Origin of the sequence: Ochrobactrum sp. Marseille-Q0166 (genome assembly GCF_014397025.1) — a bacterium.
Classification (GTDB): Bacteria; Pseudomonadota; Alphaproteobacteria; order Rhizobiales; family Rhizobiaceae; genus Brucella.
In genome coordinates this window covers 42,304-58,128 of the sequence record NZ_JACJUO010000002.1, presented here as the reverse complement: position 1 = coordinate 58,128, position 15,825 = coordinate 42,304, and the positions used below count along the sequence as shown (strand labels likewise).

Sequence of the window (15,825 nt, the reverse complement as noted above, 5' to 3'; positions counted from 1 at the left end):
CTGCCGTTTTGTTTTGAGGGTGCTAATAAGGAGTGCAGGGAAAATGAAAAAAACGCTGTTGGCGATTGCCACTGCAGCCAGCTTTTTGGTTGGTGGAGCAGCACATGCAGAAGATAAGCTGAAAGTCGGCTTTATCTATATCGGACCTCCGGGAGACTTCGGCTGGACCTATCAGCACGATGTCGCCCGCAAGGAAATGGTTGAAGCTCTTGGCGATAAGGTTGAAACGACCTTCCTGGAAAGCGTGCCGGAAGGTGCCGATGCCGAGCGTTCGATCGAGCGTCTTGCGCGCGCAGGCAACAAGCTGATTTTTACAACCTCGTTCGGCTACATGGATCCAACCATCAAGGTTGCAGCCAAATATCCGGATGTGAAGTTTGAACACGCCACCGGTTATAAAACTGCGGACAATGTTTCGGCTTATAACGCACGCTTCTATGAAGGTCGTTATATTCAGGGCCAGATCGCAGCTAAGCTATCGGAAAAGGGCGTTGCAGGTTATATAGCATCTGTACCAGTGCCGGAAGTTGTCCAGGGTATCAACTCTTTCATCCTCGGCGCACAATCGGTCAATCCTGACTTCAAGGTCAAGGTGATCTGGGTTAACTCATGGTTCGATCCAGGCAAGGAAGCTGATGCTGCAAAGGCTCTGGTTGATCAGGGTGTTGATATTCTGACACAGCACACCGACTCCACTGCCCCGATCCAGGTTGCGCAAGAGCGTGGCATCAAGGCTTTTGGTCAGGCTTCGGACATGATCAAGTTCGGCCCTGAAACCCAGCTGACCGCTATTGTTGATGATTGGGGTCCATACTACATCGACCGCGCCAAGGCCGCTCTCGATGGCAAGTGGGAGAGCCAGAATATCTGGTGGGGCATGAAGGAAGGCCTCGTCAAGATGGCGCCTTACACAAACATGCCAGATGACGTGAAGAAAATGGCTGAAGAAACGGAAGCCAAGATCAAGTCGGGCGAGTTCAAGCCTTTTACCGGTCCTATCAAAAAGCAAGACGGCTCTGTCTGGCTCAAGGAAGGCGAGCAGGCTGACGACAAGACCTTGCTGGGTTTGAATTTCTACGTCGCAGGTGTTGACGACAAGCTACCGCAATAAGGCAATAAAAAAGGGCGCTTTAAGCGCCCTTTTTTCATATCTGTATTCGCTTTTACTCAGCGGCGTCAGCAGGTGCGGCATTGAGCATACCGTAGCGCTCTTCACCGATCTTGCTGAGCAATTCAAGCTGAGTTTCGAGGAAGTCGATGTGACCTTCTTCGTCCGCAAGCAGCTCGTCGAAAAGCTGCTTGGAAACGTAATCGCCGAGTTCGTCGCAAATCTCGCGCGACTTCTTGTAAGATGCGCGTGCATCATATTCCCCAGCAAGATCAGCTTCCAGAACTTCCTTGACATTTTGTCCGATACGCAGCGGAGCGACCGTCTGGAGGTTTGGATGGCCTTCAAGGAAAATAATGCGGTCGATCAGCTTGTCGGCGTGCTGCATTTCCTCAATGGATTCTTCGCGTTCCTTCTTTGCAAGACGCGTAAAGCCCCAATCGTTCAGCAGACGATAGTGCAGCCAATATTGGTTGACGGCGCCGAGCTCGAGAAACAGTGCCTCGTTAAGCCGCTCGATGACCTTTGGTTCGCCTTTCATTCCAAGAACTCCCGAATTTTTCTCGTAGAGAACGTACACGATCCATGAATTGGATCACGTTTTCGTCCATTTGATTATGACGAAGATGATATTCTTCGGTAACCCTTATGATGGTTTCTACGACGTTTGGGAAGCAGCCACAGCAGCGGCCGCTCTTGGATATGGCATTGAAGACGGTACCGGGTACAATCAGCCGCCAGCAATCTTCATCGAGAAGTTGCGTTACGACAGCCTCTATATCTTTGTCAGTAATAACATTGCAGCTGCAGACTAGCATGAGCAGTAAACTCCGGCATCTGCAATGCGATGTGAAAGTATAATATTCACAATACGGTTGGAATAAACCCGTTCGTTGCCTGTGAAGGCTTCAGAAATACAGCTATTAGCTGCTAAATTTATTGGCGCGTGCGGATAGCGCAACTCTGAACCGAACAATGGTTCCTCCAATTGCAGGGGTTAAAGGCCCGAACATCAAAGGTAAACTTCGATAAGTCTTGATAAAACCCACCGATTTAAGTCATGTTATGACGTTTTCGGGGTGGTTCTGTCAAATTTTATGTTTTTGAAACGTTCTAAAAATCAATAACTTAGAATTATTCTAAATATGAGTTAAAGGCCCATCTTTAAAAAGAAATTCTACTTTTAGATGATCAAAAGCGGGGCTGTTTTTACCCCGCTTTTGATTTATGCGCTATTTCGCCGCATCATGTGGAAAACACAATTTTGAAGTCGATCAGATGCCTTCGACGGCCTCGAATCCTTCAAACTGGGGTGGGCCGGCATAGAGCGGCTTGCGATCACCCGCATTGCGATGCGCATTTCGGAACTGTTCGGATTTTGTCCAGAAGACGAAATCTTCACGCGTTTTCCAAACGGTGTGCGAGGCGAAAAGCGTATAGCCTTCGTCTTCGTTCGTTGCGCCGCGCAAAAGATGAAAGCTTTCGAATCCCGGCAGTTCGGAGAGTTGTGAGTCACGACTGCGCCATACGGTTTCAAACTCGGCTTCATTGCCAACGATAACCTTGAAGCGGTTCATTGCGATGAACATTGCTGATCCTTTCTTGCTAAGAGGGATTGGCTACAAAATGGTCGCAGGACAATTGCACAGTTATTGTGCTCCGTCCTTATAAAGTTCCGGCGAGTGCAGTGGTAGGGGCCGCACTCGCCGCGTCGCGTCTCGGGATATGAAGGCCACCACAGCGGTCAGAGATGAGCGGACTTCGCAGACACGACGATTAATTTTCGGGAAGCACGAACCTCCCGAACATATTTTAGAATTTTTGCGTGAGCGAAATTTTGAAGTAGCGTCCTGCTTCGGACCATCGCTCAGTCACATTTTCTACGCTGTTTACATTCATGGCGTCGTAATAGGTCTTATCGAAGATATTATAAACACCAGCCTGCAATCGAGTGCCGTTTAGTTGTGTTGGTTCCCACCAGCCTGTCAAATTGACTATTCCATACCCGGGAAGCCGGCGTGTTGTTGTACCAGCGCGGGTCGAAATTGTTTGATTGACGTAAGCTGCAGCTACGACACTTGAATCTACGCCCCACGTTTCTGCGTTATAGCCGACGCCAAACACTCCTTTAAACGGCAATGCTGATGCCAAAGGAATATCTTCATCAAGATTCATAGCCTTCGCGTAGGCAAAAGAGCCATGAACGTTAAAGCCGTTGACAAAGTTATGGTGTGCTTTGAATTCGATGCCTGCAATTCGAGCCTTATCGAGATTTCGGTATTCTGTCAGGCCCAATGGGAATTCAGTTGTACGGGTCGTAACGGTATCGATGAAGTCGTTATATCGATTAACGAAAGCTGTAATTTTACCACCAGAATCCTGGGTTCCGAAATTCGCCCCTATGTCGATACCATAGCCTTTTTCAGCGCTAAGGTTTGGGTTTCCAATGGTGGCGTAACCGGCAGACAAATAGGTAACATAGAGTTGGTCGACTTGTGGTGCTTTGTAAGTCGTTGAAATTTGCGCAAAAAGCTCGAGCGCAGGCGTGGCTTGCCATGAGAAGCGGATTTTAGGTGAAATGCGGCTATCTGTATTGTTGTCATATCCGCTGATCGAATCCGGCTCATATTTGAACCAGTCAAAGCGTAATCCTGGGGTCACAGCAAAAGGTGTGTCGCCGATAGAGATACGATCTTCTGCGAACATCCCAAAGCGATATGAATCCACATCGGGTGTATCAGCCTGATTGATGTGAAGGAAACTGCAGGTCGGGTTTTGCGAGCCACGGATACAGGCATCGTCACCTGTGAACGACTGGGTATTTTTACCAACGCTGAAATCGCCGCCGACGGTCAGGGAGTGCGAAAGTGTTCCCGTATCAAATCCGAGATTTGCGTATCCAGTGGCACCATAACGCTCATCTTCAAGCTTATAATGTCTGCTGAAGGGACCCGCCAGTGCGCCGAAGCGGATTGTATCTGTTCCATAGGACCGTGTCATTTTCTGCCAATAAAGTGTGGCTCTCGCATTATTCACGAGGCCATCATTCTGGCTTTCATAACGATAATCGAGCGAAACACGATCACGATCATTCTTGCGATTTTGATTGTAATCGCGATTGTCATAAGTTGTGCCTGCATCCGAATTCAGGTTGGTGTCTGAGTCATAGCGGTTTCGTTCGGCTGTGATGCCGATCGTATGACCACCCTCAAGCTCCTGACGCAGCTTGAACATCAGATTGCTTCGGTCATAATCACGAGGGTCTGCTTCAGTACGTGCCGGTCCGTAACCTCCTATATCACCGGTTCCCCGGATTTCATGACCGCGCTTATATGATCCTTGAAAAAGAACAGAAGTATTCTGGACCTTTTGAGCAACGGCACCAGAGCTGATAAATGAGCGGTCAGAACCGTCATATGTGAGCTTTACCAAGCCGCCGAAGGCTTTTCCCGGAGCGAGCAGATCTTCAGGTTCAAGTGTCTGCAGAGCAATCGCTCCGCCCATCGCACCTGACCCAAGGCGGCTGGCGTCAGCGCCATACAATACATCGAAGGTAGATAAGGCAGATAGGTCATAGGCGTCTGCACTGCCACCATTAACTTCACCGCGAATTGCTGCATCGAGATACGGGATAGGAATGCCGTCGATGGTGGTGAGAACGCGATCATTCTGTAAACCTCGAATGTTTACACCGCCGGTTGTCGTACTCACCGCGAGGCCCGGCTCCAGCGTATTTGTAAGATCCTTAATGGAATCAACATTGCTCTGCCGAATTTCCTGAGCCGTAATTACATTGGCGAGTGGGCTGTCAGATACAGAGCCGCTTGTTGCACGGTTGTTTTTAATAACGATAGGCTTCAACTGCACGCCATCCGCGTCTGTCGCCGCGCTTTGCTGTTGAGCGTATACACTCGATGCTATTGTCGTAAGGATCACAGCCAAGCCTGTGCTTGCAAGAAATGACCGCTTCTGTTCCCCGTTTATCGCCCGCATACTCTTGGTTTCTCCTGAGGCCAAATTGAAATTTCCCGCGCTGCGCAGCGCAAAAAGATCAATCGTTAAAATCCGTTAGCGCCCCTTCATCCCGAAAGAGGCTTTTGCGCTGGCTGGAAGGGAGAACCTTCGGGCTTGCGTTGGAAAAAAAGAGAAATAAACTTGACTCATTTAATCCAGTAAGGCAGTGATTATTAAACATGACTTGCGATGTCAACTAATGAATTGATAGCGTCGCGTAGTTAACAAAAATGGCTCCATAACTGGTGCAGAGGCAATAAAATGAACAGGCGAATCCATATCGACATGCAGGTGCGGTTACCGCGTGAGCGCGTCCCAACTCGCTCGCCTGAAATCCAGCCCCGCCTTGAGGTAGGCGGACAGGTTCAATCACGCACTTCTGGCCAATCCTATGAAAGTCAACTCACTACCTACGGTAGTCGTGAGCTCTTTAATGGCTCGCGCGAGGTGGCGATAGAGCACGGCGGCTCTCTCTATCGTTTAAAGATCACCCGTCAAGGCAAGCTCATTCTGAACAAATAGGCAAACAACAGATGACGACCCAGACCAAGCCCTCCCCAGAGCAGATACTCAAGGCACGGGCAGATAACCCGAAAATGCGTGAACGTGACTTTGCGCAGAGCCTCGGGATATCAGAGGCCGATTTCATTGCGGCTTACACCGGTGCAGAAGCTGACAACTCCATCTCTGCTCGTCGCATTCGTGCAGATGTTGAAACGTTGCTTAAACACGCTCCATCGCTTGGCGAAGTGATGGCGCTGACGCGCAATGAAAGCGCTGTGCACGAAAAGATCGGCCCTTTTGAAAAAACCATTTGGGGACCACACGCGTCGCTGACCCTCGGCAAGGAAATTGATCTCCGCATTTTTCCGAAGCACTGGGTGCATGGTTTTGCCGTCGCAAAGCTTGATGGCGAACATGTGCGCCGTAGCCTTCAGTTCTTTGATGCATCAGGTGAGGCTATTCATAAGATCCATCTGCGTCCAAATTCTAATCTGGAAGCCTATGAGCAACTCGTTTCTGAACTGTTGCTTGATGATCAGGCTCCTTCGGTTGACACCAAGCCTGTAGCCGCCAAAGCAGAAAAAGCTGATGTTTCGACTATTGATGGCGATGCGTTCCGAGAGCGCTGGGGCGCACTCACGGATGTTCACCAGTTTGTCGGTCTCCTGAAAGATTTCGGTGTTGATCGCCACCAGGCTGTGCATCTCGCCGGCAAGGATTTCGCGTGGCGTGTCGATCTCTCGGCTGTTGAAGCAATGATGAACCATGTTGTTCAGGAGCAAATTCCGATCATGTGCTTCGTCGGCAGCCGTGGCTGCATCCAGATTCACACAGGCAAGATTGCTGAAATCAAGACGATGGGGCCATGGCTCAACGTGCTTGATCCGACATTCCACCTGCACCTGCGCGCGGATCATATTGCGGATGCATGGGTTGTCCGCAAGCCAACCAAGGATGGTCATGTCACTTCGCTTGAAGCCTATGATTCCAATGGTGAGATGATTATCCAGTTCTTCGGTGAGCGTCATGAGGGTGAAGCTGAACTTGCTGACTGGCGTATGATTGCAGAGAGTTTGCCCCGTTTGCCTCAGTCTGAAGCTGCGTAACCGCGCTAAATTCAAGTCAATGTTGTTATGCTCGTTCTGGAAGTGGTCGCCATTTCCGGAGCGGGCATGTTAAGGGCAGAACTCATGTCGATCATTTCATCATCCATCGGACGCAGTGCGGCTTTTGTAATCGTCGCTGTTTCCGTTGCCTTTGGCGGTATAGCAAAAGCCGATACGGTTGAGAAAATCGCCGATACGTCGCGGCTCGTGTCGGTTGGCGGTGCTATTACTGAAATCATTTTTGCACTTGGTGCGGGCGATAAGCTCGTCGCCCGTGATCAGACCAGCACCTATCCAGAGCAGGTGCAAGAATTGGTCGATATTGGCTATATGCGCCGATTGTCGCCTGAGGGTGTTCTTTCAGTAAATCCCACCGGTATCTTGATGTCGGAAGGGAGCGGACCGCCTGAAGCTCTGGATGTGCTCAAGAAGGCTTCAGTGCCGATTGTCATGATCTCTGAAGAGTTTACAGGGGAGGGCGTGATTGCCAAGATTGAAGCCGTCGGCAAGGCGCTTGGTCTGGAAGATAAATCCAAAGCGCTCACAGCTGATGTATCGCGGGACCTGGAAGCTGCGCAGAAAATTTCAGCAAACCAAAATCCGCGCAAGCGCGTGCTGTTCATTATGTCTGCGCGCGATGGACGCATTATGGCATCTGGCACTGGTACCGGCGCTAACGGGATCATTACGCTCGCTGGCGGGGTGAACGCTATCGACGCTTTTGAAGGTTATAAACAGCTCACCGATGAGGCCGTTGAGAAGGCCGCTCCGGATCTGATCCTTACCATGGATATTGGTAAAGACAGCGTTCAGAAAGAGGACTTGCTGAAAAACCGGGCTTTGGCAAATTCTCCTGCGGGGCGCAGCGGCAATATCGTTCAGATGGATTCACTCTATTTGCTTGGCTTTGGTCCACGGACTGGAGCTGCCAGCCGTGAATTGTCTGAAAAGCTCTATGGCAAGTAGGCTGTGAATTAAAACATATGCCTGATAAGTGTAATTGCTTGCGGGCATATCGCGGAAACCCGCAATAAGGACATATCGAAATGACCAGCCAAGATCGCGTGGCAAAACCCGGGGGCTTTGCCGTGCGTGATCAAGCCACCAATAATCATATCGGAGATCGCTCGGCGCGCGCTCGATTGGCTATCGCAATTCTCGCTGTTGCGCTTTGCGTAACGGCACTGTTTAGCCTGACGGCGGGAGCTTCCGACGCCTCTGTCATGAGCGTTCTACGTGAACTGGTATTCGGAACACAGGAAAGCGCTGATGCATTTCGGCGCGATCATCTGATTATTATGGAAATCCGCCTGCCGCGCGTCATAGTGGGAATACTGGTGGGGGCTTCGCTTGCTGTTTCAGGTGCTGTCATGCAGGGGTTGTTCCGCAATCCACTTGCTGATCCTGGGCTTGTTGGAGTTTCTGCTGGTGCGAGCCTTGGTGCGGTTTCGATGATTGTCTTGGGCGGAACAGCGTTTGCGCCTGTTTTTCTGCTACTCGGTCTTTATGCTCTGCCGCTTGCCGCATTCTTTGGTGGCCTTGTAACGACACTTATTCTCTACCGCGTTGCGACGCGGCGAGGGCGCACTTCCGTTGCAACTATGCTTCTGGCCGGTATTGCGCTTGGGGCATTGACGGGGGCAGCCACTGGCGCCTTAGTGTATATTGCAGATGACCGCCAATTGCGTGATTTGACATTCTGGGGGCTCGGCTCACTCGCGGGTGCTACTTGGGGAAAGATCGGTACGGCAGGGCCGATCATCGTGGTTGTTCTTATTGCGACACCGTTTCTGGCGCGCGGCCTGAACGCGCTTGCTTTGGGCGAAGCAGCAGCCGGTCATCTTGGTATTCCTGTTCAGCGGATCAAAAACGTCGCAATCGTAACTGTTGCTGCGGCGACTGGTGCCACGGTCGCAATATCCGGCGGGATCGGCTTTATCGGGATTGTGGTGCCACACATGCTGCGCTTGAGCATTGGTCCGGATCACCGCTACTTGTTACCTTCCGCAGCATTGCTTGGTGCAATTATGCTTCTGCTTGCAGATGCAGTAAGCCGCACCATTGTTGCGCCTGCTGAATTGCCGATTGGTATCATAACAGCCGTCTGTGGCGCTCCATTCTTCCTCTGGATATTGCTGCGACAGCGCAGCGTTCTTGATCTGTGAGGCTCGCAATGATCGAAACTAAAAACCTAAGCGTTTCCATCGGCAAAAAGTCGATTATCGATAATATCAATTTTGTTGCGCGACCCGGTGAAGTGACAGCAATTGTTGGGCCTAACGGTTCGGGCAAGACGACACTGCTGCGCGCGCTTTGTGGTGATATTTCCTATACAGGTTCTGCTTATCTGGATGGTGAAGATTTTGCGGGGATCAAGCCGTGGCGCATGGCTGCACGCCGGGCTGTGCTGCCGCAGGCGAGCGCTTTGTCGTTTCCCTTCACTGTCCGCGAAATCGTCCATATCGGTTTGACGGGTGGTTTCAGCGGCTTAACGGGTGCAGAGCAGGAGAAGTTACCTGATCTTGCCTTGCAGAAAGTTGACTTGGCAGGCTTCAGCGGCAGGCTCTATCAGGAGCTTTCGGGGGGCGAGCAGCAACGGGTGCAGCTTGCACGCGTTCTTTGTCAGGTTTGGAAGCCAGTTGTGGATGGAAAACCGCGTTACCTTTTTCTGGATGAGCCGATTTCAAGCCTCGACATAAAACACCAGATCACGGTTATGGAAATTGCACGCGACTTCGCGGCCGCTGGAGGGGGCGTTATCGCGATCCTTCACGACCTCAATCTGACTGCCATGTTTGCTGACTGCATCGCTGTCATTCACAAGGGAAGACTCGATACGATCGGTACGCCGCAGCATGCGCTGACTGATGACAGATTGGAACGGGTTTACGAATGCTCGCTAAAGGTCGGCGTGCCGCCTGCACGGGGGGTACCATTCGTGCTGCCACAATCGGCATATTCCGCGACGCTTTGAAAAGTCTGAAGCAAAATACTAGGCTGAGATACTATCCGCTTCTCAGCCTTTTTCTATTCAATCATGCTGCAAATCAGCTGGCGACGCGTTCTACTTCCAGATCTTCATCAAGACCGAGCAGTACGCGAACATTCGGACGAGCCTTAACCAGATCAGCGATACTGTACTTCATCAATACGCCGAAGAAGGCATTGAGCGCTTCACGCAGTGCGGAGTTCAGACCACAGCTATCGACAAGCGGGCATTCTGTTGCGTCGTTCTCGAAGCATTCTGCCATAGCAAAATTTTCTTCAGTCACGCGCACGACGTCGAAAAGAGAAATATCTTTTGCAGCGCGTCCAAGACGAACACCGCCGTTACGGCCACGAACAGTCTCAACCAGTCCATTTTCAACGAGTGGCTGCAAAATCTTGAAAAGGAAAAGCTCCGAAACGCCATAAGCGCGGGCAATTTCCGGAACGCGGCTCAGTTTGCCGTCATTGGCGGCACAATACATAAGCATACGAATGGCATAATTCGTCTGACGCGTAAGACGCATTGATTATTCCTTTCAGCACATCCTCAAGCCTTCCTCATGGACCTACCCACGGAAAACTCTGCTTTTGGTTACGTCACAACCCCATCAGGCTTCTCCGGAACCCGGAGATTTCAGGGATATGTGCCAAGCGGGTGCATTCACTTCGAATCCACTTTAGAACTATTCTTAAAATATATGAAGCGTTTTATCACCTTTAAAGGGCAAAAAAGCACCTCAATCCATCACGTCATCGCGATCAGGTATTTCCGGCAACATATGCTTACTGGCAAACATCAATCCATTCAGCAGAAACCAGCTCGGCCATTTTTTGTGGTGAGATTCTCACCGCGCTATTTGTCGCGCCTGCTGCGGGCACAACTTCTTCAAAGCTTCTGAGTGACAGATCGCAATATACCGGCAGGCTACCCGGCAATCCAAATGGACAAACGCCGCCAACAGGATGACTGGTCTCCCTAAGTACGCTTTCCGCATCCAGCATGCGAGGCTTAGCGCCGAACTGGTTTTTAAATTTCCGATTATCGATACGCGCATCTCCCCGCGTCACGATAAGAATGGTTTGTTCTTTCGCGGCAAATGACAGTGTTTTTGCGATCTGTCCCGGTTCAACACCGTGCGCTTCTGCAGCAAGCGCTACTGTCGCCGTGCTTGTTGGCAATTCAATCACTTCGATTTCTGGAGCATTGTCCGCGAAGAATGCTCTTACCGATTCCAGGCTCATAAATTCCCATTTCTTTATGACTGTCAGGTTCAAGTTTATGCGTCATCCTGATTATGAGCAAGTCTATCAACGATTTAATGCTGTTTATCTGTAAGTGGCAGATTGACGCTGGTGTTTGATGACGATAAAGAGACACACAAATCTGCTTCTTGTAGATGTGGAGGGGTGGCCGAGCGGTTTAAGGCACCGGTCTTGAAAACCGGCGTGCGAGAGATCGTACCGTGGGTTCGAATCCCACCCCCTCCGCCATTTACTCTTTCATCAAGATTCCAAGCTGTTCATTGTTGCCCTAAACTCATTGTAAACATTGAGTTTTTGCATATATTCCATTTTAGACGCGTTCAGGTATGATTACGGGAAGCCGGTATTAAACCGGATATAAACCGGATATCCTCAAAGTGAAAACCGGATACGGTTGATCTTAGCCTGTTCTACAAGCGGTGCGGGATTCGGATCTATGCTCACAGAAATGCAGATTAAAAAGGCGAAACCGGCAGAGAAGCCTTACAAATTAAGCGACTCAAATGGACTTTTCCTGCTCATTTCCAACTCTGGTTCTAAGCTTTGGCGCTATCGTTATCAGCGAGACGGCAAAGAGCATTTGTTGTCGCTTGGCTGTTATCCTGATTTATCGTTGGCGGGTGCACGAGATCTGCGCGATGAGAAACGTCGAATCGTCAAGAACGGCGGCGATCCCAAAACCGTCTCTCGTAAATCGTCGGCGAACGCCAGCGGACTGACTTTTGAAACGCTAGCGCGAGAGTGGTTTGAACTCCAGAAACCAATGTGGGTCAAACGGCATGCTGATGACGTGATAGATAGCTTGGAGGCGAGAGTGTTTCCTCATATTGGGGAAAAGCACCCAGATGACGTAACGGCTCCTGACGTATTGTCATTGCTCCGCGAGATTGAAAAAACTGCAATCGAAACAGCCAAGCGTGTGCGGCAGCGTATTTCAGCAATCTTTGTGTATGGCATATCGTCTAGCCAAGCCTCAAATGATCCGGCACATATTGTTAAAGGTGTGTTGGCTCCGCTTCGTAAGGGCAAGCAGCCTGCTGTAATCACGCTTAATGACGCTCACGATGTTCTTATCAAAGCCGAAGCGGAAACCGCGCATCCGGTAACTAAATTGGCTATGCGTTTGCTTGCGTTGACTGCCGTTCGTCCGGGCACATTAATCACAACACCTTGGACTGAGCTTGCCGATTTGGATAAAGAAAATCCGGTTTGGCATATCCCGGCCAGTCGTATGAAGTTGAAGTTAGAACACAAGGATGATGCAAGGAGAGATCACCTTGTTCCGCTTTCAAAGCAAGCTGTTGAAGTGATTGAGGCTGTAAAGAAAGAGTCGTGGGGCGCTACATATGTGTTCCCGAACGTGCGGCACCGATTTAAGCCAATGTCGGAGAATGCGTTGAGTTATCTACTTAAGCGCGCTCACCTGTCTGGAAAGCATGTGCCTCACGGTTGGCGGTCGACTTTCTCAACTGTCATGAATGAGCATTATCCGAGCGACCGTGCAGTTATTGATTTGATGCTGGCGCATGTTCCAAAAGACAAAGTTGAAGCCGCATATAATAGAGCTACCCATCTAGGTAGGCGGCGCGAACTTGCGCAGTTGTGGGCTGATATGTTGCTTAATAAGTTAGCCCCAGCAGAAGAACTCTTACTGGGGCCGAAGCGGTAGTTTCAGGCTCGAGGGAGAGTTTGGAGCCATTCGACAACTTCATCTTCTCTCCACCTGATCTTGTTTGCTCCCAAGCGCAGAGGTTTTGGAAATTTGTTGTCTTTAACATACTGATAGATTGTAGTTCGTCCTAAAGTTGTGAGCTGCTTTACGTCTTTGACATCTAGCAGACGGGGGACTGGTATGTGATCAAGATTTCTAATTTCTACAGTCGCGGTATTTGTGTGCATCTCAGTTTGCGCCTTTGCGGGTTGATTGCTCATTGGGTGTAATTGCAGGTTGGCCAGCCATTGGATTGAGCCTCCGGGGCTGGAATATGAAAAATGTTCTTCTCAGCACCGCATGATGGGCAGGTGATTGAAGCCAAGCGCCTCGAAAACTCTGACATTGCCATGGGGGTGTGAAGTCCGATCCACTCGTGATCGCAGCCGCCGCAGCGTAGCCAGAAAGGTTTTGCTTCAGGTGGCGTGAGACGTTCCGGCCAGTGGGTGTCACCACGCTTGCGTTTGGCCTCGACAGCAACGTCATAGCTTTTACGGGAATCGTCGCGCGGGTCATACTCGGTCATGCGTATGCCCTCACGCTGGATGCCTTGAGGAAGTCCACAAACGGAACTTCGCCAGCGTCACTCACGTCGCGATACACATCATATCGGGCTGCAGATCGAGATTTTGCAGTCACAATCTTCGACCATTCCCAGTACGAGACGACGAAAATCTTATTGTCCGGCAAAAGTTTCAGGTGATCCGCTAATGCCTGACGTCCAAGGTCGGTGACGGCGAAGTACGCCATATCGCCGTTCTGTCCGCTTTTTCTCCAATGCGGCGACTTGGAAAATTCTTTGGCTAATTTGCTGTCTGCGCCAATGGCATAATAGTTCCGGTATGTTTCCTTGAGTGGGAATGTTGTGCGGCCTAAAGCGTGGTCGATCAGATCCAAGGCTTTATCTTTTAGATAGCGGTTAACCGTCGGATTATCATTGACAATCATGCCGCCACCTCGATCTGATCGATGTTCCGATTGATGACGTGGAACGTGTAAGCGGCAACCCATGGGTTTAGTTCCCATGCGTCGGGTCCGTTGATGTGGTTCCAAAGCTTCAGGAATGGTGTGACGGCCGAAGTGTGACACAGGCCGGATAAGTCATAATCAAAGCCTCGGATAACGTGGCATGCATCCCGTACTTTTACGACACCTTCGGCAATTGCATCGGTCTCGCTAATGTCATGCAAACGCTCAACGCGTACATCTATGACTTCAAGCGTGATACGCGATGCCCAACGTGGCATATGAATGGAAGGGCGCCAGCGAACTATTTCACCTTCGATGGTGGAATCGTCAGCTTTGTAGAAAACCCCATCAGCCAACGCTTGTGTGCCGGGATCATTATAAGTGAGCGCCGTTAAAGGTGCCCATGCTTCGCGAACCCAAAGGCGATCACCCGTCGAAAACTTTGGTTTTAGCCAGTAATGCTCTCGTTTTTCGTTTACAGGCCAGCGGCGCAGGACGCGCGGTGGATGTTGTTCGGTTTCGCTCCATGCCCATAGTCCAGACGGCACCCACTGGTGAAGGACGTTCAGCATAGTGGGCTGCTGGCAAATAGTGGCCCATTCCGGTGGCTGTGGCTTCAAAATCCGGCGAGTCTGGGTTTTACGTCCTTCAAGCAAGGCGCGCACCATTGGCGCGCTAAAAAGAATAGGGCGGTCTGTCATTGAACTGCCCCCACTTCAACGAAATGAGGCGTTCCATCAGGTGCGACATCAAATCGATAGGCGACGTCATCGCCCCACCAATAAATGTCGATTTCGTATTCTCCGGGGGATATTGGGCCGCTAAGCTCTACGCTCTGGCGTATCGCACCCTCAATACTGTCACCGATTGTTTCGGTTTGAGGCAGATAGAACGTATTCGCTTTTGCGGGAAACTGGCCATCTACTTTGCTGGTCCCGTCTTCGGCAATAATTAGTGTGAATGTGCCGTACTGCTCGGTGGGCTGGAAGAGCACGATATCGCCGAGACTGATCTTGAACAGCATGTGTTCTTGATCCTCTATATCGCCGTCGGGCGCGTTATCATCCTTGCCTTTCTTTGGTATGACAATAAATGAGCCGTCATCGCATTTGTGAATAAAGTCGGTCGGATGACACATGGTTTGTGGAATGCATTCATCCTGCCATTCTGCGGGTAACCATGTGATTTCGTAGCTGGAATTGGTCATGGCGCTTCTTCTCCCATGGCTTCGGTGATGGCCTTCATGAGGTCGATGCGAATGCCTTCCTTCCGTGAAATCTTCGGCTGGCCATTTCCGATGCGACGCTTGTTTTCGTCCTCGATGCCGTCAATGGCTTCCCATATGTCATAAATTTCGAGGAAGCTGACGAAGCCTTCGGCTTCAAGGTACTCGGGGACTTCCGTCATCGCTAAAAGCATAGGCTCAAGTAGACTGCCGTCCCAAAGGTCGGAGTTGTCGCAATATCCCTCTGCATGCATGAGGATCTTGAGCGCCTTGATAAGTGCTTCGCGTGGACGGCTTTCAACCAGCTTGCGGAACATGCGGGCGGCGTAGATTGGGCCTGGCTTTCTATCCTTGCTGGAAGGATTTGAAAGCATCAGTCGGCAACCGCCTTCTTTGGCTATAGCGTCACACTCAACAGCCCATGGTTCGCCAGCTGCAAGCGCTGCTTTCAATAGATTTAGCGCGGTAACTTTAGTGATATTGCCGTTCACTGCCGCAAAGCTTGCAGCTTGCTCCGAGGGTGACATCTGCACAATCTGGCAAGGAACGCTTTTATATCCGCACATTGCGGCGGCGTGAGTTCTGTGCTGCCCGTCGATGATGGCAAAGAGTCCCCCTTCGACCGGTGCACATAGCACCGGCGAGAAACGCGACCATTTAAATCCGTCTGCTATCTGACGAATACTTTTCCAATTGTGTGATGATAATGGTCGTTGATAGCCGTCATCAACGAGGAGCTGATCAATCTCAACCCATTGCAGCATCGGTGCCGGTCCAGCGTCGGGGGTGACATTGTCACCAATGGCAGAAACTATTTTCCGAAGATTGCTCATACAAGCCCCACAATCTGCGCGCCCAAAATGGCTGCTACGCAAACGCTGGCTATGAGCGAGGCGATTGCGATCAGGTGATCATGTTTGCGACAGTGCGATTTGAA

General features: G+C 50.6%; 18 protein-coding genes and 1 tRNA gene. 8 read left to right on the top strand and 11 right to left on the bottom strand.

Annotated features, from left to right (window positions below; all coding sequences use genetic code 11):
- Positions 1-43: 43 nt before the first annotated feature.
- Positions 44-1,111, top strand: coding sequence for a BMP family ABC transporter substrate-binding protein (locus H5024_RS11510; RefSeq protein ID WP_187546934.1), 1,068 nt, complete (start codon positions 44-46; stop codon positions 1,109-1,111).
- A 52-nt stretch (positions 1,112-1,163) separates the two neighbouring features.
- Here the strand turns inward: H5024_RS11510 and bfr are convergent, their stop codons facing one another.
- From bfr to H5024_RS11490, 4 genes are all read right to left on the bottom strand, one after another.
- Positions 1,164-1,649 carry a bacterioferritin gene (gene bfr / locus H5024_RS11505; protein ID WP_187546933.1) on the bottom strand — a complete coding sequence of 162 codons (486 nt, stop codon included), beginning with the start codon at positions 1,647-1,649 and terminating at the stop codon, positions 1,164-1,166.
- Positions 1,615-1,926, bottom strand: coding sequence for a (2Fe-2S)-binding protein (locus H5024_RS11500; protein WP_187546932.1), 312 nt, complete (start codon positions 1,924-1,926; stop codon positions 1,615-1,617). Before H5024_RS11500 ends, bfr begins: the two co-directional genes overlap by 35 nt.
- A 456-nt stretch (positions 1,927-2,382) precedes the next feature.
- Positions 2,383-2,697 (bottom strand): antibiotic biosynthesis monooxygenase, encoded by a 315-nt coding sequence (locus tag H5024_RS11495; RefSeq protein WP_187546931.1) that lies wholly within the window; start codon positions 2,695-2,697, stop codon positions 2,383-2,385.
- A 223-nt stretch (positions 2,698-2,920) separates the two neighbouring features.
- Positions 2,921-5,101, bottom strand: coding sequence for a TonB-dependent hemoglobin/transferrin/lactoferrin family receptor (locus H5024_RS11490; protein ID WP_187546930.1), 2,181 nt, complete (start codon positions 5,099-5,101; stop codon positions 2,921-2,923).
- Positions 5,102-5,383: 282 nt separating this feature from the next.
- Between H5024_RS11490 and H5024_RS11485 the strand changes: the two genes are divergently transcribed.
- From H5024_RS11485 to H5024_RS11465, 5 genes are all read left to right on the top strand, one after another.
- On the top strand, positions 5,384-5,644 hold the full coding sequence (locus H5024_RS11485) for a hemin uptake protein HemP (protein WP_187546928.1): 261 nt from the start codon (positions 5,384-5,386) through the stop codon (positions 5,642-5,644).
- Between the two features lie 11 nt (positions 5,645-5,655).
- Positions 5,656-6,732 carry a ChuX/HutX family heme-like substrate-binding protein gene (locus H5024_RS11480; RefSeq protein ID WP_187546926.1) on the top strand — a complete coding sequence of 359 codons (1,077 nt, stop codon included), beginning with the start codon at positions 5,656-5,658 and terminating at the stop codon, positions 6,730-6,732.
- Between the two features lie 66 nt (positions 6,733-6,798).
- Positions 6,799-7,698: an ABC transporter substrate-binding protein gene (locus tag H5024_RS11475; RefSeq protein WP_348770687.1), complete on the top strand. Its 900-nt coding sequence runs from the start codon at positions 6,799-6,801 to the stop codon at positions 7,696-7,698.
- 80 nt (positions 7,699-7,778) lie between these two features.
- Positions 7,779-8,897, top strand: coding sequence for an iron ABC transporter permease (locus H5024_RS11470; RefSeq protein WP_187546923.1), 1,119 nt, complete (start codon positions 7,779-7,781; stop codon positions 8,895-8,897).
- 8 nt (positions 8,898-8,905) lie between these two features.
- Entirely contained in the window at positions 8,906-9,706 is an 801-nt protein-coding gene (locus H5024_RS11465) for a heme ABC transporter ATP-binding protein (protein ID WP_187546920.1), read from the top strand.
- A 73-nt stretch (positions 9,707-9,779) separates the two neighbouring features.
- On the opposite strand, the gene rirA is transcribed toward H5024_RS11465, so the two are convergent.
- Both rirA and H5024_RS11455 read right to left on the bottom strand, forming a co-directional pair.
- On the bottom strand, positions 9,780-10,244 hold the full coding sequence (gene rirA, locus H5024_RS11460; RefSeq protein ID WP_187546918.1) for an iron-responsive transcriptional regulator RirA: 465 nt from the start codon (positions 10,242-10,244) through the stop codon (positions 9,780-9,782).
- 259 nt (positions 10,245-10,503) lie between these two features.
- A complete protein-coding gene (locus tag H5024_RS11455) occupies positions 10,504-10,962 on the bottom strand; it encodes a YbaK/EbsC family protein (protein ID WP_187548578.1) in 459 nt (152 codons plus the stop codon).
- A 159-nt stretch (positions 10,963-11,121) separates the two neighbouring features.
- On the opposite strand from H5024_RS11455, the gene H5024_RS11450 reads away from it, so the two are divergent.
- Positions 11,122-11,211, top strand: a tRNA-Ser gene (locus H5024_RS11450).
- Positions 11,212-11,419: 208 nt separating this feature from the next.
- Positions 11,420-12,652, top strand: coding sequence for an integrase arm-type DNA-binding domain-containing protein (locus H5024_RS11445; RefSeq protein ID WP_187546917.1), 1,233 nt, complete (start codon positions 11,420-11,422; stop codon positions 12,650-12,652).
- Between the two features lie 259 nt (positions 12,653-12,911).
- Here H5024_RS11445 and H5024_RS11435 read toward each other — a convergent pair whose 3' ends face one another.
- The 5 genes from H5024_RS11435 to H5024_RS11415 are packed head-to-tail and all read right to left on the bottom strand — an operon-like array spanning position 12,912 to position 15,721.
- Positions 12,912-13,220 (bottom strand): hypothetical protein, encoded by a 309-nt coding sequence (locus tag H5024_RS11435; protein WP_187546915.1) that lies wholly within the window; start codon positions 13,218-13,220, stop codon positions 12,912-12,914.
- Positions 13,217-13,642 (bottom strand): hypothetical protein, encoded by a 426-nt coding sequence (locus H5024_RS11430; protein ID WP_187546914.1) that lies wholly within the window; start codon positions 13,640-13,642, stop codon positions 13,217-13,219. Before H5024_RS11430 ends, H5024_RS11435 begins: the two co-directional genes overlap by 4 nt.
- Entirely contained in the window at positions 13,639-14,364 is a 726-nt protein-coding gene (locus H5024_RS11425; RefSeq protein ID WP_187546912.1) for a hypothetical protein, read from the bottom strand. The genes H5024_RS11430 and H5024_RS11425 overlap by 4 nt, the downstream gene beginning before the upstream one ends.
- Positions 14,361-14,870: a hypothetical protein gene (locus H5024_RS11420; protein ID WP_187546909.1), complete on the bottom strand. Its 510-nt coding sequence runs from the start codon at positions 14,868-14,870 to the stop codon at positions 14,361-14,363. Before H5024_RS11420 ends, H5024_RS11425 begins: the two co-directional genes overlap by 4 nt.
- The gene (locus H5024_RS11415) at positions 14,867-15,721 is read right to left on the bottom strand and encodes a ParB N-terminal domain-containing protein (RefSeq protein WP_187546907.1); all 855 of its coding nucleotides are present in this window, start codon (positions 15,719-15,721) and stop codon (positions 14,867-14,869) included. The genes H5024_RS11420 and H5024_RS11415 overlap by 4 nt, the downstream gene beginning before the upstream one ends.
- Positions 15,722-15,825: the final 104 nt, after the last annotated feature.